The organism is Terribacillus sp. FSL K6-0262, assembly GCF_037977385.1.
Lineage (GTDB): Bacteria > Bacillota > Bacilli > Bacillales > Amphibacillaceae > Terribacillus.
The window spans coordinates 39,617-60,685 of the sequence record NZ_CP150277.1 but is presented as its reverse complement, the minus strand read 5'-3'; the positions used below and the strand labels follow the sequence as shown (position 1 = coordinate 60,685).

General features: G+C 45.4%; 21 protein-coding genes. 12 read left to right on the top strand and 9 right to left on the bottom strand.

Features of this window, described 5'->3' with window-relative positions:
* The first annotated feature begins 39 nt into the window (after positions 1-39).
* Together MHI54_RS00280 and MHI54_RS00275 are read left to right on the top strand one after the other, a co-directional pair.
* A complete protein-coding gene (locus MHI54_RS00280) occupies positions 40-1,542 on the top strand; it encodes an FAD-dependent oxidoreductase (protein ID WP_340082098.1) in 1,503 nt (500 codons plus the stop codon).
* A gap of 935 nt (positions 1,543-2,477) precedes the next feature.
* A complete protein-coding gene (locus MHI54_RS00275; RefSeq protein WP_095216625.1) occupies positions 2,478-3,653 on the top strand; it encodes a nucleoside transporter C-terminal domain-containing protein in 1,176 nt (391 codons plus the stop codon).
* A 79-nt stretch (positions 3,654-3,732) separates the two neighbouring features.
* On the opposite strand, the gene MHI54_RS00270 is transcribed toward MHI54_RS00275, so the two are convergent.
* The 3 genes from MHI54_RS00270 to MHI54_RS00260 all read right to left on the bottom strand — a co-directional run bounded on the left by MHI54_RS00270 (position 3,733) and on the right by MHI54_RS00260 (position 5,459).
* A complete protein-coding gene (locus MHI54_RS00270) occupies positions 3,733-4,113 on the bottom strand; it encodes a DUF2255 family protein (RefSeq protein WP_198946053.1) in 381 nt (126 codons plus the stop codon).
* Positions 4,114-4,157: 44 nt separating this feature from the next.
* Complete coding sequence (locus tag MHI54_RS00265) at positions 4,158-4,904, bottom strand: SDR family oxidoreductase (RefSeq protein WP_340082097.1); 747 nt, start codon at positions 4,902-4,904, stop codon at positions 4,158-4,160.
* A 114-nt stretch (positions 4,905-5,018) separates the two neighbouring features.
* On the bottom strand, positions 5,019-5,459 hold the full coding sequence (locus tag MHI54_RS00260) for a MerR family transcriptional regulator (protein WP_095216628.1): 441 nt from the start codon (positions 5,457-5,459) through the stop codon (positions 5,019-5,021).
* A 230-nt stretch (positions 5,460-5,689) separates the two neighbouring features.
* Between MHI54_RS00260 and MHI54_RS00255 the strand changes: the two genes are divergently transcribed.
* Positions 5,690-6,730, top strand: a complete 1,041-nt coding sequence (locus MHI54_RS00255) for an NAD(P)-dependent alcohol dehydrogenase (RefSeq protein WP_095216629.1) — start codon at positions 5,690-5,692, stop codon at positions 6,728-6,730.
* A 66-nt stretch (positions 6,731-6,796) separates the two neighbouring features.
* On the opposite strand, the gene MHI54_RS00250 is transcribed toward MHI54_RS00255, so the two are convergent.
* Positions 6,797-7,693 (bottom strand): LysR family transcriptional regulator, encoded by an 897-nt coding sequence (locus MHI54_RS00250; RefSeq protein WP_340082096.1) that lies wholly within the window; start codon positions 7,691-7,693, stop codon positions 6,797-6,799.
* Between the two features lie 403 nt (positions 7,694-8,096).
* Between MHI54_RS00250 and MHI54_RS00245 the strand changes: the two genes are divergently transcribed.
* Positions 8,097-8,351, top strand: a complete 255-nt coding sequence (locus MHI54_RS00245; RefSeq protein WP_095216631.1) for an HPr family phosphocarrier protein — start codon at positions 8,097-8,099, stop codon at positions 8,349-8,351.
* 241 nt (positions 8,352-8,592) lie between these two features.
* On the opposite strand, the gene MHI54_RS00240 is transcribed toward MHI54_RS00245, so the two are convergent.
* A complete protein-coding gene (locus tag MHI54_RS00240; RefSeq protein WP_340082095.1) occupies positions 8,593-9,135 on the bottom strand; it encodes a TetR/AcrR family transcriptional regulator in 543 nt (180 codons plus the stop codon).
* Positions 9,136-9,255: 120 nt separating this feature from the next.
* Here MHI54_RS00240 and MHI54_RS00235 point away from each other — a divergent pair, with 120 nt between their 5' ends.
* Positions 9,256-10,020: an SDR family NAD(P)-dependent oxidoreductase gene (locus tag MHI54_RS00235; protein WP_340082094.1), complete on the top strand. Its 765-nt coding sequence runs from the start codon at positions 9,256-9,258 to the stop codon at positions 10,018-10,020.
* Positions 10,021-10,228: 208 nt separating this feature from the next.
* Here the strand turns inward: MHI54_RS00235 and MHI54_RS00230 are convergent, their stop codons facing one another.
* Both MHI54_RS00230 and hisJ read right to left on the bottom strand, forming a co-directional pair.
* Complete coding sequence (locus MHI54_RS00230) at positions 10,229-11,167, bottom strand: glycoside hydrolase family 43 protein (protein WP_233135107.1); 939 nt, start codon at positions 11,165-11,167, stop codon at positions 10,229-10,231.
* Between the two features lie 274 nt (positions 11,168-11,441).
* Positions 11,442-12,269, bottom strand: coding sequence for a histidinol-phosphatase HisJ (gene hisJ, locus MHI54_RS00225; RefSeq protein WP_340082093.1), 828 nt, complete (start codon positions 12,267-12,269; stop codon positions 11,442-11,444).
* A 120-nt stretch (positions 12,270-12,389) separates the two neighbouring features.
* Here hisJ and MHI54_RS00220 point away from each other — a divergent pair, with 120 nt between their 5' ends.
* From MHI54_RS00220 to hisIE, 7 genes are read left to right on the top strand one after another with little or no spacing between them, the layout of a single operon-like run.
* Complete coding sequence (locus MHI54_RS00220; protein WP_095216635.1) at positions 12,390-13,508, top strand: ATP phosphoribosyltransferase regulatory subunit; 1,119 nt, start codon at positions 12,390-12,392, stop codon at positions 13,506-13,508.
* Positions 13,505-14,125, top strand: a complete 621-nt coding sequence (gene hisG, locus MHI54_RS00215; RefSeq protein WP_095216636.1) for an ATP phosphoribosyltransferase — start codon at positions 13,505-13,507, stop codon at positions 14,123-14,125. The genes MHI54_RS00220 and hisG overlap by 4 nt, the downstream gene beginning before the upstream one ends.
* Complete coding sequence (gene hisD, locus MHI54_RS00210; protein WP_095216637.1) at positions 14,122-15,396, top strand: histidinol dehydrogenase; 1,275 nt, start codon at positions 14,122-14,124, stop codon at positions 15,394-15,396. Before hisG ends, hisD begins: the two co-directional genes overlap by 4 nt.
* Before the next feature lie 17 nt (positions 15,397-15,413).
* A complete protein-coding gene (gene hisB / locus MHI54_RS00205) occupies positions 15,414-16,001 on the top strand; it encodes an imidazoleglycerol-phosphate dehydratase HisB (protein ID WP_095216638.1) in 588 nt (195 codons plus the stop codon).
* Entirely contained in the window at positions 15,998-16,621 is a 624-nt protein-coding gene (gene hisH, locus MHI54_RS00200) for an imidazole glycerol phosphate synthase subunit HisH (protein ID WP_340082092.1), read from the top strand. The genes hisB and hisH overlap by 4 nt, the downstream gene beginning before the upstream one ends.
* The gene (gene hisF / locus MHI54_RS00195; protein WP_095216640.1) at positions 16,618-17,376 is read left to right on the top strand and encodes an imidazole glycerol phosphate synthase subunit HisF; all 759 of its coding nucleotides are present in this window, start codon (positions 16,618-16,620) and stop codon (positions 17,374-17,376) included. Before hisH ends, hisF begins: the two co-directional genes overlap by 4 nt.
* The gene (hisIE, locus tag MHI54_RS00190) at positions 17,366-18,016 is read left to right on the top strand and encodes a bifunctional phosphoribosyl-AMP cyclohydrolase/phosphoribosyl-ATP diphosphatase HisIE (RefSeq protein WP_340082091.1); all 651 of its coding nucleotides are present in this window, start codon (positions 17,366-17,368) and stop codon (positions 18,014-18,016) included. The genes hisF and hisIE overlap by 11 nt, the downstream gene beginning before the upstream one ends.
* Before the next feature lie 71 nt (positions 18,017-18,087).
* Here hisIE and MHI54_RS00185 read toward each other — a convergent pair whose 3' ends face one another.
* Both MHI54_RS00185 and MHI54_RS00180 read right to left on the bottom strand, forming a co-directional pair.
* Positions 18,088-19,731 carry a glycoside hydrolase family 43 protein gene (locus tag MHI54_RS00185; RefSeq protein WP_340082090.1) on the bottom strand — a complete coding sequence of 548 codons (1,644 nt, stop codon included), beginning with the start codon at positions 19,729-19,731 and terminating at the stop codon, positions 18,088-18,090.
* A gap of 35 nt (positions 19,732-19,766) precedes the next feature.
* On the bottom strand, positions 19,767-20,951 hold the full coding sequence (locus MHI54_RS00180; RefSeq protein WP_095216643.1) for an ROK family protein: 1,185 nt from the start codon (positions 20,949-20,951) through the stop codon (positions 19,767-19,769).
* Between the last annotated feature and the right edge of the window lie 118 nt (positions 20,952-21,069).

Here is a 21,069-nt window from a genome sequence, read left to right as displayed (position 1 = left end):
GTATAACCAAATAGATAGCAATTCAGGAGGTTTACAGTTATGGAGCAGGCAAAAAAGCTTTTCTCGGTTAAACCGTCATCCTATTGGCGCAATTCAGTGGATATGCCATCGTATCCAGAACTGGATCAAGACCTGGATACGGACATTTTGGTCATTGGTGCAGGAATTGCCGGTATCACGACAGCTTATGAGCTGATCAAGCGAGGCAGGCGTGTCGTGCTTATCGAGGGACGCGAGCTGATTTCAGGTACTACGGGGTATACGACCAGTAAACTGACTGCGCAGCATGATATCATTTATCAAGGTTTGATAGAACGTTACGGCGAGGAGATTGCCAAAAATTATTTCCAAGCGAATTTGCGGGCAATCAATTATGTGAAGGATACAGCAGCCGAGCATGGCATCGACTGTGAATTCGAAGAGCAGGAGGCATATATCTATACGCAGCTGGATGAGGGGGCAGACATAATCGAAAAAGAGGTCGATGCCTACCGGAGACTTCACATCGATGGATACTTGACGGACTCCATGCCGCTGGATATTCCCATCAAAGCAGCTGCCGTGATGCGCCAGCAAGCCCAGTTCCACCCGGTGAAATATTTGGTCGGCTTGCTGAAGGAAATCGAACTGCGGGGAGGAAGCATCTATGAACAGACATTGGCTGTTTCCTTCGATACAGAATCCCGTCCAGTCGTGCATACCGAAAACGGGCATACCATCACAGCCAATCATGTGGTAAGCGCCACACATTTCCCGCTGCAGGTGGAGAATCAATACTTCTCCTCGAACATGGATCCGAAAAACTCCTACGGTATCGCCATCAAGTCGAAAAAGCCTTATTCCAAGGGCATGTATATCAGTCTCGAATCCCCGAAACGTTCCATTCGGAGCCTGAAAAAGGGGGAAGATCACTATGTCCTTGTCGGCGGTGAGTCCCATGTGACAGGAGATGGGTCTTCCGTTCTCGATCGCTATGAGAAAATCCATCAATTTGCCGAAGAGCAGTTCGGCGTGGAGGAACTTTATGAGCATTGGTCCAGTCATGACCTGCTTACGACGGATCAGCTGCCATTCATCGGTAAAGTCAGTGATGATGCACCCGGAATCTACACAGCGACCGGCTTCGGAAAATGGGGGTTATCCAACGGGGTTGCAGCAGCTACATTGCTTGCCGATTTGATTGAGGGTAAAGATAATGAGTTTGCTGATGTATACAGAATCGGCAGGGAAATGGAAGAAGCAGAACCTGAAACCCTCGGCGAAGACGATGTGAACCGCACCGGTAATGAAACAGTTATCAGGCCGGATGATCTGCCGAATGGAACAGGCGCCATCCTCGAGAAAAATGGACAGACAATGGCCTACTATAGGGATGATAAGGGGGAACTGCATGAAATGAGTGCCTCCTGCACCCATAATGGCTGCCCGGTTTCCTGGAATGACGCCGACCATACATGGGATTGTTCCTGTCACGGCTCCCGCTTCACAGCGGAAGGGGAAGTTGTGGAAGGACCTGCATTGCGGGCACTGGATAGGGAATAGATAGACAAAAAGCTGCCGGGTTTCCCGGCAGCTTTTTTTCGATATGAAACCTTGTAAATTAGATCTGGTAAACTATAAAGGAGAGGTGAACATATAGCGGCAGAAAAGAATCTCCTCAAGAAATGGTTCGTATCATTACTGCGATTACGCTGAATGGTCCTTTGTATGCTGCCAGTCTAAAAAAGTAAGTATACGTCACAGGCAGCTGCAGGCTGTCTTTTTATATCGATAAATCAGGAGGAGAATGGTGAGAAGTAACCGGTCTGCAAGACAAATCAGGCCAGCACAGCTGAAATGCTCACTTATATGCATAAAACGTCAGGAGCGTATTCCAAGCGATTATGTTCTGTCGATAGCAGAAAAACGCAATTAGTATAACTTATATCGTATATAGATCAACACAATACTTCCTTATACACGATGTCGCTTCAGGTATCCATTTAATCAACCGATGGAGATACGGCTTTATAAGATATATAACCAAAGTGATTTTACAGGTGCATCTACTTATATAAAACAATGGAAGAGATTGGCACACCTTGCAGAATCGAAGGAATTTTTATTGTGTCAGGAAGGCATAATGTGTTTATTGATTTAGGATTCGTTTAGGAAAATGCTCCGACTTAGTTGAAAGTATTTTAGGAAAAATGAAAATAATATAACTAATTCTAAAAGTGTTATCATGTAAAAATAAATATGTCATAATAGATGACAATAGTTTTGGGGTACTTTTGACAGTGATTATTCTTACATATAGATATGGATGAAAGATAATCATATGGCGGAGCACAAAATTTTAATAGAGACGTAATTGCTGTGGATAAGACTTCTTCTTCCTTGCAAAACCGTTCATACATTAAAATTGTCCAAAGCTAAGCAAAAAAGGAATTTCACTGTTGACTATTGTTGGTTCTGCAGGGTTGGAGGTAAATGAAGTGTCAATTGTTATTGGAGTTTTAGGAATACTTGTTTTAGTCGCTGTGGCATGGGCTATGTCAAACGATAAAAAGAATATCAATTATCGAGCAACCGGTATCATGCTGGCTGTTCAGCTTATACTGGCTTGGTTTTTGCTGAATACTTCAATCGGCAGAACAATCATAAAGAAAATAGTAGATGTATTTTCCAAAGTACTTTCCTTCGGACATGAAGGAATCTCCTTTGTATTTGGTGACCTATCGACAAAAGGCTATTTCTTCCTTGATGTTCTTATGATGATTATTTTCGTATCAGCATTGCTTTCCATTTTAACTTATACCAGAATACTGCCATTGGCTATCAAGTATATAGGCGGTCTGGTGTCCAAGATAACTGGACTTCCCAAGGTCGAATCATTTGTGGCCGTGAATTCCATGATATTCGGCGATACAACTGCAATCATCTCTGTAAAATCCCAAATTCACAAGCTTAACCCAAACCGTCTGTTCATCGTTGCTACTTCATCTCTTGTTGCGGTATCCTGTTCGACGCTCGGAGCTTATTTACAGCTGATTCCTGCCGAGTATGTCCTGGTGGCATTGCCGATAAACGTATTTTCAGGTCTGATTTTATCATCCATTGTAGCTCCTGTTAAAAGTGAAGAGGACTATGACATCGATATCAAAGAAATGAATACGGATAAATCCTTTTTTGAAGCCATTGGTAACGGTACATTATTAGGGGGTAAAACAGCTCTTATCGTGGGAGCGATGCTGATCACCTATATGGCGCTGCTGGCGATGATCAACTTTATACTCGATGGCTTGGTAGGAATGACCTTCCAGGAACTTATAGGGTATGTTTTTGCACCTGTAGCATACATCATGGGAATCCCGGCCTCCGAAATCCTGAATGCAGGCTCTGTCATGGGAACCAAAGTGGCTGCCAATGAATTTGTTGCCATTACGGATTTCGTTAAGATGATTCCGGATATGTCTACAAAGACAGTAGGTATCGTATCAGCCTACTTGATTTCATTTGCTAACTTCTCTTCCATAGGTATGATTCTGGGAACAGTGCAGGCAATCGATCAGAAGCAGGCAAGCCTGCTGGCGAAAGTAGGGTTGAAAGTCCTGTTGGTGGCTACCATGGGATCCGTATTGACTGGTACGATTGTCGGTTTGTTCCTCTAAGACCCAAAAAAGACTGTACACCATTTAAGGATGTACAGTCTTTTTATGCCTTTACAGCTTTGCTTGTGTGTGATGTGAACTAATTATCGCGTGGTAGAATCTTCATTGTCGCAGCTCGGGTCCTTCTGCCGATCATCGGCTCGAGATAAGGGCTGCTTTTGTATTTTGCCTTATAAGCTTCATCGATTTTGTCATTGATCGATCCTTCGACAGGCTCGAAGACGACTTCTTTTGTCATGCCAGCGGCAGTGATTTGCCCCGCTTTCTGCTTTAGCGCAGCATTATACCAACGTGAATGCTTTCCGTTGTATGCTCGCACATAAAGGCTTTCATCGACCACCACCGACCAAATCCAAGTCGGAGTGCCATAGGTAACTCCGTCATCCCGAAATGGGGAGATGTGAAGGTCATCTGTTCCTTTGATTTTCGCTAATTCTTCTTTCGGCCATGAGAGAGCCATTATCTTCATTCCTCCTCCATTGATTTTCCCGTGAGCCGATTTGTTTACCAAGGTTGATTAGTTGGTCCGATTGTAAATTCGTTAACATTTGTATCTTCTGGCTGATCGATTGCGAATGCTACAACATTGGCAACTCTATCAGGAGTGATACCATATTGTTCGTACATGGCAGTCATACCTTCAGCTGTGTTTTTATCCGTGATTGTATCCAGCAATTCCGTGTGGATTGCTGCAGGATAAATGGTAGCTGTGCGGATGTTGGTTCCTTCTTGGGCGGATTCCATGCGCAAAACCTCCATCAGATCACGGACAGCCCACTTGGTTGCGCCATAAACCGCGCCTCCTGGATAGGCTTTAAGTCCAGCCACGGAGGAGGTAGTGATGATATGACCGGATTTTTGGGTGGTGAATGCAGGCAATACTGCCGCGATGCCATTCAAGACACCTTTGATATTCACGTCGATCATGCTGTTCCACTCATCCGTTTTCAATGCGGAGAGAGGTGCATTAGGCATAAGGCCAGCGTTCAGGAAGATGACATCGACGCCGCCGAATGTATCTTTCGCAAGCTGGACAAGCTCCTTGCTATCGTCCGGGTTCACAACATCGGTGACCCGATAAGCGGCTTGTCCGCCAGCATTTTGGATATCATCGGCCAATGCTTTCAATTTGTCTTCCCGGCGAGCGCCCAGGACGACTTTGGCGCCTTTGCTGGCCAATAATTTTGCAGTTGCTTCCCCGATTCCGGAAGAAGCCCCCGTAATTACCACTACTTTGTTTTCGATTGTCATTTTGATTCCTCCTTCATCGCGATAAATCAAGCCTATACCTTAGAGCTGACTCTATGGCAAGAGAAAACCTCTCCTGATTTTTCACAAGTGAAAAGAAGGGATCTGCATCGACTATCAGATGCAGATCCCTTCTTCGTTAATTCGCTGAGCAGGTATATCAATTTTATCTTGTTTGTGAATTGCTTCTGTACCGGCTTCCAATGCTTCCTTGTAGTATGAACATTTATGATCGATGAGTCCCAGGGTATCCTGAAGTTCCTTGATCTGTCTTTCCACAGCGGCTTTACGTTCCACAAACATGTCGAACCGCTGCTGTAATGTGGAATCTCCCTCCGAACACCAATCGATGAAATTCTTTATTTCCTTGATGGGCATCCCGGTAGCTTTCAGGCATTCAATCACCTTTAAAGCGGCAATATCAGATTCTTTAAACAACCTTTGTCCATTGCTTGTGCGTTCAACAAAGGGCATGAGCCCTTCTTTATCATAGTATCGCAAGGTATATGCAGTGACATTTAATTCTTTTGCGACTTCACTGATCGTATAGGTTTTCATGATATCGCTCCCAAACTGATTTAAAAACCTTGAATGTGAAGTCATTTTATCAATGTCTCACGTGTACGGCAATATTTTAATTTCTGGATGCTGAATATTTTGTTTTCGCTTGACTTAGAGTCCACTCTATCCCTTAGGATTATTTCAGGCAGGAGATCAAGCTGGCAGTCAGTACATATTTATAGGCTGATACTCTTGTGATTAAATTATTTACTTTGGAGGTTGTTGATATGGTAATCGCTAAAGCAAGAGCTGTTGATGGTCCGGACAAACCTTTCCGTGCAGCTGAGATTGAGCGACGTGATCTGGATTCGCATGATGTGCTCATAGAGATTAAATTCGCAGGTATCTGTCATTCGGATATCCATACCGCTCATGGTGAATGGGGGCCGGTGGATTATCCTCTCGTTCCGGGCCACGAGATTGCGGGAATCGTCACCGCTGTAGGTTCCGAGGTCACCAAGTATCAAGTCGGAGATCGAGTAGGGGTCGGTTGTATGGTCGATTCCTGCGGCAAATGCGATAACTGCAAGAAAGGGGAGGAACAGTACTGTCACGAAGGAAATGTACCGACTTATGCTGGTGTCGATAAGTATGGACAGCCTACCCAAGGCGGCTATTCCAGCCATATCGTCGTGACGGAAGACTTTGTCCTTCGAATCCCTGATGGTATCGAGCTTGATGCCGCTGCACCTTTGCTATGTGCAGGTATCACGACTTATTCGCCTCTTAACCACTGGAATGCAAGCCCAGGAAAGAAAGTGGCAGTGGTAGGGATGGGAGGCCTTGGACATTTGGCTGTCAAGATTGCCAATGCCATGGGTGCCGAGGTGACGGTGCTGTCTCAGTCCCTGAAGAAAAAAGAAGACGGACTGCAGTTCGGGGCAGAAAATTATTATGCCACCAGCGATCCGGACACATTTAAGGAATTGGCTGGCTCATTTGATTTTATTCTTAATACAGTAAGCGCAAAAATCGATATCGATGCGTATCTTTCCCTGTTGAAATTGGATGGTGCCCTTGTGAATGTAGGTGCACCAGCAGAACCATTGGCACTGAATGTGTTCAATCTCATTAGTCAGCGTCGTACATTCGCAGGTTCCATGATCGGCGGAATCCGCGAAACGCAGGAGATGCTGGACTTCTGTGCTCAGCATAAGATTGTACCTGAAATCGAAATCATCTCAGCCGATCAAATTGATGAAGCATATGAACGAGTGTTAGCTTCCGATGTACGCTACCGCTTCGTAATCGATACAAGCACATTGTGATTGTGTTAGGAAAAAGGATGTCCCTAGGGTTGAAGGACATCCTTTTTTCGTACAGGACAGCTCTGCTTATTGTCTGATGAATTCCGTTTGAACTGCTTTAAGGAATGTATCCGCAGCTGAAGAAAAAACCTGGTGTTTTTTCCACACAAGGCTTAATCCCGATTCGATTTTAGGCTCCAAGGGCTTGAAGCAAAGCGTGCTTTCTTCTGATGTATTCACTATTTTATCAAGGGTGATCGCGTAACCAATGCCTTCTTCCACAAGGATTGCAGCATTGTAGGCAAGATTATAGGTCGTCACGATATTCAGTCTGTCAAGATCTTCGCCGAACCAATCTGCAAATTCATTTTTGGAATAGCCCTGATTCATGGCCTGTCTGGAACAGATCAGCGGAAGATCTAACAGGTCGGCTGCCGTAATTGCATCCTTAGCAGCAAGAGGGCTGTCTTTTCTCATGACGACACCCCAAATATCCTTGGCAGGGATATTCAGATGATTGTATTTCGATAGCTCAGCTGGTTCGATCAATATGCCAAAATCAAGCATGCCTCTGTCAAGTCGATCCGCCACGTCTTCTTCATTGCCGCTGTATAGGTGGTAGCGTATATTTGGGTATTTTTCGTGCAAGTCTTTGACAATCCGGGCGATATGCCTGATGGCGTCGGTCTCACCGCCGCCTATATGAATATCACCACTCACCATTTGTTTCATGGAGCTGAATTCCGATTCTAATTTATCGACCATATAGACGATTTCTTCAGCTCTCTTTTTTAAAAGAATTCCCTCATTTGTAAGGGAAATACTGTGGCTGCTCCGGATGAACAGTTTTTTTCCCAGCGCTTGTTCAAGGTCCCTTAATTGTCTGGATAAGGTAGGCTGTGTCACGTGCAGGAAATTGGCTGCTTTCGTGATGTTGCCTTCTCTTGCCACGGTAAGGAAGTAGCGAAGCACACGTAATTCCATTTTCCATCTCCCCTTATACGTTCAGTATATACAAATAGAAATGCTTATCAAGCATATCACGATATAAGATATAAGTATTTGTTATATGTGGGATGCACACCCTAAAATTAAATAAAAAGCGTGAAAAATCATCAGAAAAGATGAATCCAAGTGCCGGATATCCGGAATGAAGGAGTTGTCATCATGGGTGTATCAAGCGGAATAGGGGAGGGAGCTAGATTAGTCATTGCTGCCCCACAAGGATATATCTTATGCTGTCGCCTATGCAATCAGCACATCTGAGACGGTGGCCGTAAGCGAGATTATCATTCGTCCGACAAGGCAAGTGGACTAGTAGAGGGAGAAGTTCCGGCCTGAAAGGCTCAAGGGGGATCATTTACAGGGAAGGGAGGTTCCATTCGGTATGCTGATGACAAAGCTGTCAGTGCGTATTCCGCGTGGCCTGCAGGCCAGGAACACAGCTATATTCGTGTCCAGGGCATGTGCGTTCACTAGTGATGTCATCATCTCCAAAGATGGTGTTCCCATAGATGGAAAAGAAATAATGAAAGTCATGGATTTACACGTGAAGACCGGGGATGAGATTACCTTGATTGTTGATGGAGATGATGAAAAGCTAGCCATAGATACATTGAAGGAATTCCTTACAGATCAATGAACAGCAGCATTGGCTAGGCCAGACAATAATCACTTACGAAGGATGGCCCTGTTGCCAGCAGCATTTTCAGGGCCATTTAGTATGGATATGGATCTTTCATCCATTTTTCCGCTCTTGGATCATTACCATGCAGGTGCAGTGATACATTTGGCAGCATCCTTAACTGTTCACGCAGACATATGATTCTACTCTTCGTTCTTCTGGGCTAGGGATGTTCATCTCCTAGCTTGAAGGCTCTAGGTTAAATTCCTGCTTCGACCAAATTCCAGACATTCTCGAATTCTCCTTTGAAGTCGATTTGTGACCAATTTTCTGCAAAGGAGGGGGATGAAAAATATGAAAATGCCAAGAACAGTGCTTTTAATGTACTGTTGTTTTCAATTCCGGCTGCTTTTTTTAAGCTGCCGGATAAGTCGGTAAGGTGACGAGCCAAAGCTTGGGGATTTCCATCGATATACGTTGTATATAACTTAAACATTTCTGGTTCGCGATGATAAGCGTTGTATTTTGATTCACTCAAAACCCAAAACCAATCATGAATGATTTCCTTTGTAGAGGAATAACTTTTAGTTTCGAAGGGAAATAGTTTTGACAGTTCATTATCAAGCCATGAAAGGGCAAGCTCTGTCCATAATGCTTCCTTTCCTGAGAAATATTTATAAATTGCTGCATGACTCGTTCCTAATTCTTTTCCAACCTTTGAAAGATTGACTTTTTCCATCCCATGTTCAGCTACCATACGATGAGCAGTTTCCAATATGATTTCTTTACTTAAATTCTTCATATATCGATTATACTATATACCTCGCCCAGTTACAAAAGTTGACTTTTGTAACTGGGCGAGGTATCGTTTTGTTTAAGGTTACAAAAAACATAAATTGTAACCAAAGGGAGGAGAAGAACTATGAAGCTTTCAAATAATACAATCATTATTACTGGCGGCACTTCAGGAATTGGTCTTGCTTATGCTAAGGAATTGTTAAAACGCGGGAATAAAGTGATTGTAATCGGCCGTAATCAAAAAACAATCGATCGGGTGATGAAAGAGTACAAAGGACTGATCGGATTACAAGGGGACGTTTCAAGTCTTGATTCAATTCGGAAAATGGCAAGTTTCATTAAGGAAAACTACCCCGAAGCCAATGTTTTATTTAATTCAGCCGGAATTATGCGTTCTTTTAAACTGCTTGATGAAAAAATGGAGCTTGAACAGGCGACAGCTGAAGTTGACATAAATCTTAAAGGAACAATGTGGATGACCCAAGCTTTGCTGCCGCAGCTTTGTAAGCAAAATGAAGCGATGGTCGTAACGGTGAGTTCTGGTCTATCTTATCTGACTTCACCTATTCATCCCGTTTATTCTGCTACGAAAGCAGGAGTTCATATGTATACCGACGCGCTTCGCATTCAATTAAATAAGTCAGGGAAAAATATTCATGTGATGGAATTAGTACCGCCGCTTGTTGCAGAAACAAATCTTGAACCGAATGGAACAAAAGGTGAGAGTACTACAAGTATGCCAAGCATGTCTTTGGATACCCTTGTTAAACATGGCATCAAGGGTATGGAAAAAAACAAGAAGCGCGTAGTCCCGGGTTTATCGAAAGTTTTGCGCTTTGCAGGAAAATTATTCCCTGATTCATTCTCTAATTCCATGGTGCGAGGATGAGAATTTCATAGTTGAAAAAGGGGGAGGCAATGGATGCCAAAGGTTTTGATACCTCCCTGATAATTGGATAGGACACATTCCATTGAAATGTTTTTTATATAGGGGCCTCTAGATTTAAGTACCTGATAAGGTCATGTTCAATAAGTGTCGGGCATAGGTGATTTTGCTTCAATGGATTCAATAAAACAAGACTCCTACAGCCTTGCCGTCAGTATCGCGGCCATCCATTGGAATCCCAGTACAAATCGTTGATCAGCAGCCGTGGAATGCCATTATTTTCTGCATCGTAGGCGTGGCGGACAAAGACGTTGTTATCATACACATCCTGGTGCCCCGGACCGATCCAGCGTTCATTGCCAGCATCAAAGATCGTACCGCCGCCATCAAGCATATTCCTGCCGTTTTTATCAACATAAGGACCCGTTATATTTTTGGATCGGCCAACGGCGATCTTATAGTCACTGTCCACACCTCGGCAGCAATGATCAAATGAAACGAATAAATAATAGTACCCATTCCTGTACGTAATATTTGGTGCTTCAATCGGATTGTTGGGAACATTTGGACGCGCTGCGATGGAATGGATCGTACCAGTCGGTTTCATAGTATTCTTATCCAATTTTGTGAGCTTGATCCCGCTCCAGAATGAGCCGAATGACAGCCATGGCTCACCATTTGCATCTATGACCAGATCACCGTCGATTGCATTGTAATCATTAGCTGGAGTGGACCTTATCACAAGTCCATCATCCCGCCAATTTCCGGATTGGATGCTGGTTGTGGAAGTCAGGCCAATCAAGGAAGTATTGGATCCAAATGAAGAGACGGAATAAAATACCCAGTATCTGCCGTTGTAATAAGAGACATCGGGCGCCCATTGATTGCTTGCATGATTCGGGACGTACTGCTTCCACCAAGGGAGTGGCTGCGGAAAAATAACCGGCGTGGCGCCCCAACGTCTCCCATCCTCCGAACGCAGGACGCGAATTCCGTTTTTATCCACTTCCCCGGTTCCAAAAGCCCACCACACGTTTCCTTCCTTCGTGAGTGAAGGATCATGCAGCATTGTATCACCTGATATCTCCCAGAAGTTAGCCGATGCATTCGGTGCAAACAACAAAACAGAAATAAGAAATAAGCCAAACACCTTCCCAACCAATGCTTTGAAACTTTTCACGCATAAGACCTCCTCTTCTCATTTAGTTATTGCTTAATTTATTTATAGTTATTTTTGAAATCGTTTACAACAAAAAAGAGATCTTTTCTTTATGGGGCTGCAGTGGGAAGAAATCTTGAATACTCAGTTTAAAACGATACCAGGATTCAAGAAAGGGGAAGAAGGGTACAGCTGTGTCTGGTACGTAACGAAATTCGAAAACAGCTGCGCATAAGACATCCCGTGCACAGCTGTTTTTCCATACTTACTTATTCAATTCTTGCGGAAGATGAAGAGAAAAAGCTGATATTCGGTCGAAACCTTTCGCAATACCAATCGCTTCATGGCTGTCAGAACCAGGAACCAGCGGGATGCCGAGCTCGGCAGCATGTTCCAGGAGCTCGGCTGGAGGATAAATCTCCTTACATAAAGGCTTAAAAAGACCGGCTGTATTCACATCGAGTTCATATCCTTTTCTCTTTATGATCTCCAGGATATGCTGCTGTTCCTTGGAGAAGTCAGCTGGCTTGGGGTAAGCGAGCTGGAATTTTTGAATCAAAGTGATGTGCCCGATCCGTTTTGGCTTGAAGCGGCCGAGATCTGCTTCGATGGATGCTAGCAAACTAGTATAATAGGCTTTATATAATGGTGTAAGTCCGCCGAATGCACGCGCTGCACGACCAAATTCTTCTTTACTGTAGTCAATGCAGAACCAGGAATCATCCGGCGCCTGCAGCATATGCACAGATAGGATGCCATCATCCATTTCCGGCCCATACATATCAAGGAATTGCTCGGTTTCCTGTTCAAAGCCACGGATAAAATCGACTTCAAAGCCAATATTGATCTGTATGTCTTTTTCATATTGTTTCTGCAGCGCTTTTCCTTCCTTCAAATAAGCGTCGACCTTGTCCCTGTCCATCGCGCTGTCGCGCTTGGGGGCAGGATCTTTGAAGTTTTCCGGAAGGGGAGCGTGTTCCGTAAAGGAGAGGTGGCTGATTCCTTTTTCGATTGCCTGCAGGACATAGTCCTCCATTTTATCATCTGCGCCGTGCTGGCAGTATTGGGTATGTACATGAAAATCGCCGATCATTTGCTTGCTCCTTTCTTTTTGTGTTGACGTTAGTATCTCATTATGATACATTCAAATCAACAGAAATCCTTTATCATGGTAAAGTGGTAGAATGATAAAGAAAGAATCGGGGGCTTATAGATGTTCTTACCAGCAGGAAGCCGCGATTTGACCGGTCGACAGCTTGTCAATCGTGTAGCTATATACGAAAAGTTCCAGTCTATCGTTAATTTACGGAATTATCAATCGATTGAAACACCTGTCATTGAGTATAGCACGACTTTTACCAATCCGTATGCGGGTATGACACTTAAAAAGATGCTCAAATGGTTCGATGAGGAAGGGGAAATCGAAGTATTGCGTCCGGATTGGACGATCGCTGTTGCCAGGGCCCTTGCCAATCAGCAGTCGGATCAGCAGAAATGGGCTTATGCCGGATCTGTATTCAAGAAGGACCACACGGGTGTGGAAAGCCATCAGGCAGGCATCGAAATCATCCGCACACCGGGGCTGTATGGGGAATATGAAAGTCTGTTCACGGCTGTCCGCTTTCTCAGGGAGCTTGGAGTGGAACAGTACAGCATCGAACTGGGACATACGGAAATCTTCGAAACCTTCATTTCTTCCTTGGAACTCGATGAAGTGACAGCTTCCCAGGTCAGGCAGGCAATGCATGATAAGCGGAAGGATGAAGTATACCGCCTCATCAAAGAAACAGGGAATGAAGAGACAGCTGAGTCAGTGGCTGCATTGACAGACGCATTCGGCGGGACAGCCATTTTGGATGCTTTTGCACAAGCATGGAAAAATGATGTTAAATTATTCCCTGTCATTCAAGAGCTGCAGCAGCTTGCTTCTGCCCTTGAAGAGCTGGGACAGGATGTCATCGTCGACCTTGGGCGCGTCAAACAGCTTCCTTATTACAATGGCGCGATGTTCAGGGGGTTCCTTGCAGAAAGCGGAGCTGAATGCTTCTCCGGCGGCAGATATGATGAATTGTATGAACAATTCGGCGGCAGGATGAGTGCAGTCGGGTTGGCTTTCGATATGGATGTACTTGCTGCTGTACTGCCGGCACCACAAGCGAAAGAACGCATTTGCTTGCTGACCGATGAACAAGGGCTTATCGCTGCCGAAGCATTGCGCCATCAATACCCGGATGCAGTAGTCGATGTCAGGACGGAAGCGAAAGCAGGGGATTTTGATCGTGTTTATCGAGTGATACAACGCGGGGAAGGATATGAGGTGATCGAAGAATGAAGCCAGTCATCGCATTGACAAAGGGTCGTGTCGAGAAGCAATTCCTTGGCTTTTTGGAGAAACGGGGCATCGATAGTACACCTTTGGTGGAAAAGGGACGCAAGTTGAGCGTCGAAACAGAGGAAGCTGTTTATTTTTTTGCAAAAGGTGTGGACGTGACAACCTACGTACAGCATGGCATTGCCGACCTTGGTATCGTAGGGGAGGATATCATCGCAGAGTTCCAGCCGGATGTTTTTAATCTCTTCCCGCTGCCATTTGGGGCTTGCAAGATGGCAGTGGCTGCGGAAAAGGGGAAGGTCTGGCCGGATCGGAAGAAACGAATTGCCAGCAAATATACCAATATCACGAAGCAATATTATCTCGATAAAGGGGAATCGGTCGACATCATCAAACTGGAGGGATCTGTGGAATTGGCGCCGCTGCTTGGATTGGCAGATGCGATCGTCGATATCGTCGAGACGGGCACAACCTTGAAGGAGAATGGCTTAGAAGTGATCGAAGATATCCAGCATTTCACTGCCAGAGTCATTGCCAATCGATCCTCGCTTAAAATGAAGCGGAATATTCTTCAGCCATACCTTGCTGCTTTGCAGGAAGAGGTGGCACAAGCATGAAAAAGCTGACAAGAAGACGATTTTTGGAGCAGTTTTGCACCCGAAAAGCAGATAGCGGCTTTGATCCGGATGTGCTTCAAGCTGTATCGGACATTTTAAAGGATGTGCAGGCGGAGGGTGATCAAGCCGTCCGTAAATATACCGAACGATTCGATGGCTCGACAGCGGAACAGCTGCTTGTTTCAGAAACCGAGATGCAAGAAGCGAAAGCAAAAGTGGCACCTGAAACATTGATGGCTTTAGAGGAAGCAGCTGCCAATATCCGCGCTTTCCATGAAAAGCAAGTCAGCCCGTCCCGAATCATGCTGGCTGAAGACGGCAGACAGCTTGGTCAGCTCGTCCTGCCGATGGAACGGATCGGCATTTATGTGCCTGGCGGCAAAGCGGTATACCCATCGACGATCCTGATGAATAGCATCCCGGCACGATTGGCCGGTGTGAAGGAAATCATCATGGTCACACCGGTAAAGGAAAACGGGGACATTGCACCGGTCTTGGTGGCAGCAGCTGAAATAGCCGGGGTGGATAAGATCTATAAGATTGGCGGTGCCCAGGCCATCGGCGCATTGGCGTACGGGACGGAAACCATCGCACCGGTCGATAAAATTGTCGGACCAGGCAATGCCTATGTTGCGGCAGCAAAAATGCTTGTCTTTGGCCAGGTAGGGATCGATATGATTGCAGGACCATCTGAAGTGGCCATCATCGCGGATGAAACAGCCGACCCTGCCTACATCGCCGCTGATTTACTGGCTCAGGCAGAGCATGATGAAAATGCAAGAGTGGTCCTGTTGACACACAGCAGGACGCTGATTGAATCAGTGGAAAGGGAGCTCGAAGCGCAGCTGGAAAAGCTGCCTCGTAAAGCGATAGCAAGCGCTGCAATCAGTGGGAAGAGTGCTCTGGTCCTGACAGAATCAGTGACAGAAAGCTTTGAGTTATCCAATGCATTCGCTCCGGAACATTTGGAAATCCAGACAGCCGATCCGCTATCATCCTTAGGGAAAATCAAACACGCTGGTTCTGTCTTTCTTGGTGCTTATGCTCCGACAGCACTTGGAGACTATTACGGGGGGACGAATCATGTTCTGCCGACAAACGGCACAGCCAGATTCTCGTCCGGGCTCAGTGTGGATGATTTTATCAAGAAAACAACATATACGTTCTATGAAAAACAAGCGTTGCAGAAAGCCAGGACGGCTGTCACTCAGCTGACAGAAGAGGAACAGCTGACAGGCCATGGGGAATCGATCAATATCCGGTTTAAATGAGACAGGGGGATGCAATCATGCGCAAAGCAGAAAAAACTCGTAAAACATTCGAAACAGACATCGATATGCAGGTGAATCTGGACGATCACAGCAATATCGAAATCAATACAGGAGTAGGTTTCTTCGATCATATGCTGACACTGTTCGCAAGCCACGCGAGAATCGGCCTCGTGACCGAAGCGAAGGGAGACTTGCATATCGATAGCCACCATACCGTGGAGGATACCGGTATCGTACTCGGTCAGCTGGTCAAAGAAGCGCTCGGTTCGAAGGAAGGGATCAACCGATACGGTCATGCTTTTGTACCGATGGATGAAACATTGGGCTTTGTGGCCCTGGATATCAGCGGGCGTCCCTTCCTTGTGTTTGATGCAGCGTTCGAGAATCCGAAACTGGGGAACTTCGATACAGAGCTGGTACGCGAATTCTTCCAGGCTTTCTCCGTTCATGCAGGTATTACACTGCATGCCAAGGTGCATTATGGCTCCAATACGCATCATAAAGCAGAGTCCCTGTTCAAGGCCCTTGGCCAGGCACTTGCGATTGCCATAAAAATAAATCCGGATATCAAAGGAGTCAACAGCACGAAAGGGATGATCGAATGATCGCAATCGTCGATTACGGCGTCGGCAATGTTGCGAGCGTTGCCAATGCCTGCAAACAGCTGGGTTATGAAACGATCCTGACTGATGAAAAAGAGCAATTCGAGCAAGCGACGCATATCATCCTGCCAGGCGTCGGTTCATTCCGCGCCGCTATGGAAGAAATCAAAAGACGCAGCTTAAGCGAGCTGCTTCTTGATCTTGCTGCACGTAAACCGTTCATCGGTATCTGTGTCGGCATGCAGCTATTATTCGAGAAAGGTTTTGAACATGGGGAAACAGCAGGGCTGGGTCTCATCCCGGGAACGATCGATAAAATCGAAACGAGCCATCTGCTTCCTCATATCGGCTGGAATGCTTTGAAAGTAAGCGAGAGTTTTCCTGCTTATGCGGAGCATGACGGCAAGCATGTTTATTTTGTCCACAGCTACCAGGCGTACACACCAGAAGATCATATCGTCGCCAGCACGGAGTATGGTACAAACATACCTGCCATCGTGCAGAAGAATAATATTTGCGGAATTCAGTTCCATCCGGAAAAAAGTGAAAAAGCCGGCCAGCTGCTATTGCAAAGTGTGTTTGAAAGCAGTCAGCGGGCCATTGGCAAGGAGGGAAGCAAATGATCGCAAAACGCATCATTCCATGCCTTGATGTAAAGGATGGCACTGTCGTGAAGGGGACGAACTTCGTTTCCCTGCGCGAGCTCGGTGATCCAGTCGCGATGGCCGCTGCTTATTCAAAAAGCGGGGCCGATGAGATTGTCTTCCTTGATATCTCGGCAACGCATGAAGGACGGGCAACGATGATGGATATCGTGCGCCAGACGGCATTGCATGTGTTCGTGCCTTTCACTGTCGGCGGCGGTGTGCGCTCGCTGGATGATATGACTACCATGCTGCAGGCAGGGGCAGACAAAGTAGCCATCAATTCAGCGGCTGTTGCTGATCCGGAACTTATCACGATGGGAGCACAGAAATTCGGTTCCCAGTGCATCGTCGCTGCCATCGATGCGAAGCGCTTTGATGATGGCTGGCATGTCGTCACGCATGGCGGCCGTAAGGATACCGGGATCGATGCCATCGAATGGGCAAAAGAAGCCCAAGCAAGGGGAGCAGGGGAGATCCTGCTGACAAGCATGGATGCCGATGGTGTGAAAACCGGATACGACCTGCCCCTCACCAAAGCAATCGTCGATCAAGTCCGCATACCGGTGATTGCTTCCGGAGGCTGCGGCAGCCCCGAGCATATAACCGAAGTATTCCAGGAAACAGATGTTTCAGCTGCACTTGCAGCATCGATTTTCCATGATAAAACCTTCAGCATCGAAGAAGTGAAACAAAGCTGCCGACAGGAAGGAGTGCGAATTCGTGAAGCCTGATTTCACCAAAGGACTTGTCCCTGCCATCGTGCAGGACAGTCGGACCAAGCAAGTGCTCATGCTAGCCTATATGAACGCAGAAGCCTATGAAAGGACACTGGAAACAAAAGAAACATGGTTCTATTCCCGATCGCGTGAGGAGCTTTGGAATAAAGGGGCGACCTCCGGCAACACCCAGCAAGTCGTCGATATGAAATTGGATTGTGATAATGACACGATCCTGATCAGTGTCATTCCGCAGGGACCAGCCTGTCACACGGGTGAGGTGAGCTGTTTCTTCAACGAAACACCAATAAATGGAGAAACGATGACAGAAACGAATATCTTCCATACTGTCATGGATGAAGCTGAAGACCGGAAAAAGAATCCAGTCGAAAATTCCTATACAAACTACCTTTATGAGAAGGGTGTCGATAAAATAGGCAAGAAAGTGATCGAAGAGGCAGGGGAAGTCGTCATTGCTGCCAAAAATGATGATCAGGAGGAACTGATAAATGAAGTGAGCGACCTGCTGTATCACAGCTTCGTCCTGCTGGCCAATCAAGGTGTCAGCCTGCAGGAAGTGGAGGCAGAGCTGGCCCGCCGTTTTCAAAAGAAAGGCAATAATAAAGGAGAGCGTCCGCCGATTGAGGAGTGGTGACGCTCTTTTTCCTATTGTGTTGCTATATATCCATCCATGACTACATCGAGTTGCAAAGATACGATGCTCGATCAGCTTTGAGTTAGAGAGAGGTCGGACTCGGTACCATCTTCAGCATTGTAGATAAAATAATCAAAATCAGCATGCAGCTGCTGACCTGATGTATCCTGGCATTGCATCCCGATAAATGCGCCTGTAAAGAAGCCGCCGCCATGGATATAATCATCCGATAGTTTATGGGAAGGGAGTGTAATCGGGAGTGTTCCCCACTTTTCCCCATCAAAGGAGTAATGATAAGTGTATGTGTTAGCGTTTACATTACAGCGCAAATAAATGTATTCCACTCCTTCAGGAATAATGATTTGTTTATCTCGGAGAGGCTGCTGAAAAACAAAGTTATCACATATGGTCAAATCAAGTATCCTTCCTTTATCTTCATCCCATGTAACCTGCAAGGCAGACCAATTTTGGGTATTATAATAGTTCACCAGCCCAGCAGCCTGCTGAAAATTGGTCGGATGATAAGATACTTTTGTTTCAGCTGTAAAGTGAAAATGCTGCCACCTTCTTGCAACAAAGGCCTGTGTGAATTTAGAAGTAAGCGATTCTCTCCCGTAGAGCCTTAGATGACCAGGGTTATCTTTAAGATTGGCAATCTTATCGTTTAAGGGTATTCGCAGTGATTGGAAGTGAAGATTCAGCGAATCGGAATCAAAATCGTCTTTTACCTCATAATCACGTTCCCATTTCACCTCTTGGATGGTTGGACCTTCTATTTTTAGGGAAGGTTGATTGCCTCCTGTAACATAAGGCCAATCATTTTTCCATTCCAAGCGTTGAATCGCGGTTTCACGGCCAAGCGGACAATATCCGCGCGGGTCCAGCAAGGGTTTGTCTGGTTGTGACAAAGGTCGGCCCGTCAAGTGAACCAGAAACCACTCATTGGTATGTGTTTGAACAATGGATGCGTGCCCAGCTTTCTGCAGCGGATTTTTAGGATACGGAAAAGAAGTGATCAAAGGATTTTCCGGATGAACTTCATATGGCCCGTGCAAATTTTCAGACCGTGCAATAGTTGCTTGATGGTCGTATTTGGTTCCCCCCTCGGCTGTCAAAAGATAATAATATCCGTTCATTTTATATAGGTGCGGAGCTTCGGTTAATTTCACCTCTGTACCTTTGAAGATGATTTCTCGTTTGCCTACAAGTTTTTCTTCCAAAACATTGTATTCCTGCAGAGCGATGCCATAAAAATTATGATGATCGACTCGTTGATCCCAAACCATGTTTACAAGATATTTTTTACCGTCGTCGTCATGGAACAAAGAAGGGTCGAATCCAGAACTGTTCAAGTATATCGGTTCAGACCAATCACCATCTATGGTATCGCAGGTAACCAAGTAATTATGGCAATCCTTCCATTGGCCATCGACTACTTTGACATCGGTATAGATGAGCCAGAACTTATTGTCATGAAAGGATAAGGCAGGAGCCCAAACGCCTCCGGAATCAGGATTACCCATCATATTCAATTGGCTTATACGACTAAGGGGCCTTGATGCCAAACGCCAATTTTTCAAATCTTTCGAGTGATAAATGCCCACTCCCGGAAACCATTCGAAAGTGGATACAGCAATATAATAATCTTCTCCTGAGCGACAAATACTTGGATCCGGATTAAACCCTGTGAGAATGGGATTTTGAATGATTGTCATTTGAATAACCTCTCTTTTCTAGGAATACGGAACAATTAAACATCCTGGATATCGATAGCCAGGAAGTTTTCGTTGGCATAAGCAGCAGCACCCAAGGCAGCTGAATAACGAGATAGCTCAGAGAAATCAATCTTTAAATCTTCCTGATGCGTGCGCAGCGTCTGTGCCTTTTTCATTTCAATGGATTCGCTTAACCATTTAGCAGAAGAGGCGAGACGGTTGCCGATGATGATTTTTTCTGGATTGAAAATATTGATAATATTGTTGATCCCAATTGCAAGATAACTTCCGATTTTGTCAAATACTTCTACAGCATGCTGATCACCTCCTTCAGCAAGGTCGTTAAGCTCTTCGAGGGAGATCCTATCTCCATTTACCGATGTGATTCCGGATGCAATCGCTCTATTTATCAATGCTTTTTCCGAGGCATACAGTTCCCAGCACCCATGGTTGCCGCAGCGGCACAATGGACCATTCGTTTCGATGCTCATATGTCCAAGCTCCCCCGAGAATCCATTTTGCCCTTTATAGAGTTCACCGTTCAGGATGAGGCCGACACCAATCCCGATGCCCACACTGACATATACTAAATTATTGGAAGATTTTCCGGCACCGAATTGCTTTTCCCCATAAGCTCCTGCGTTTGCCTCATTTTCGATCAGCACCGGTACTTTATATTTTTCCTCCAGCACACCCTTCAGATTGATATTTCGCCAATTCAAGTTCGGAGCGAGCAAGATTTCACCTTCTGTATTGACTGTTCCTGGTACACCGACGCCGATTCCAACCAGTCCATAGGGACTTGGGGGCATGGAAAGGAGGAGGGAGTCAATCGAAGCATATAGTTCCCCGAGGATTTCCTCATAGGATAGATCGTTGAAAGAAATGATTTTTTCATTCTTGATATTCCCTTGCAAATCCGTAAGAATACCAAGAATGTAATTCACCCCGATATCAATTCCGATGGAGTATCCTGCAATGTGATTGAATAGAAGCATTACGGGACGTCTTCCGCCGCTTGAAACTCCCGGCCCGGATTCCAGGATTAAATTCTCCTCCAGAAGCTCACTTACTTGGGAAGATACAGTTCCTTTATTCAGACCTGTTTCAGCTGCGATATCTGCCCTTGATATAGGCATCTGCTCTTGTATGGTTTGTAAAACCAATGATTTGTTTCCTTTTTTTACAACATGCTGATTGAAGGTTTGGGATGATTTCATGAAAAAGCTCCATTCTAATGTTTGAATATTTCCATTTTACCATGATAAACTTAGTTTATCCACTAGACAAACATTGTTCCCGATGGTAAACTTATTCCAGTAACAAGACCATTACAAA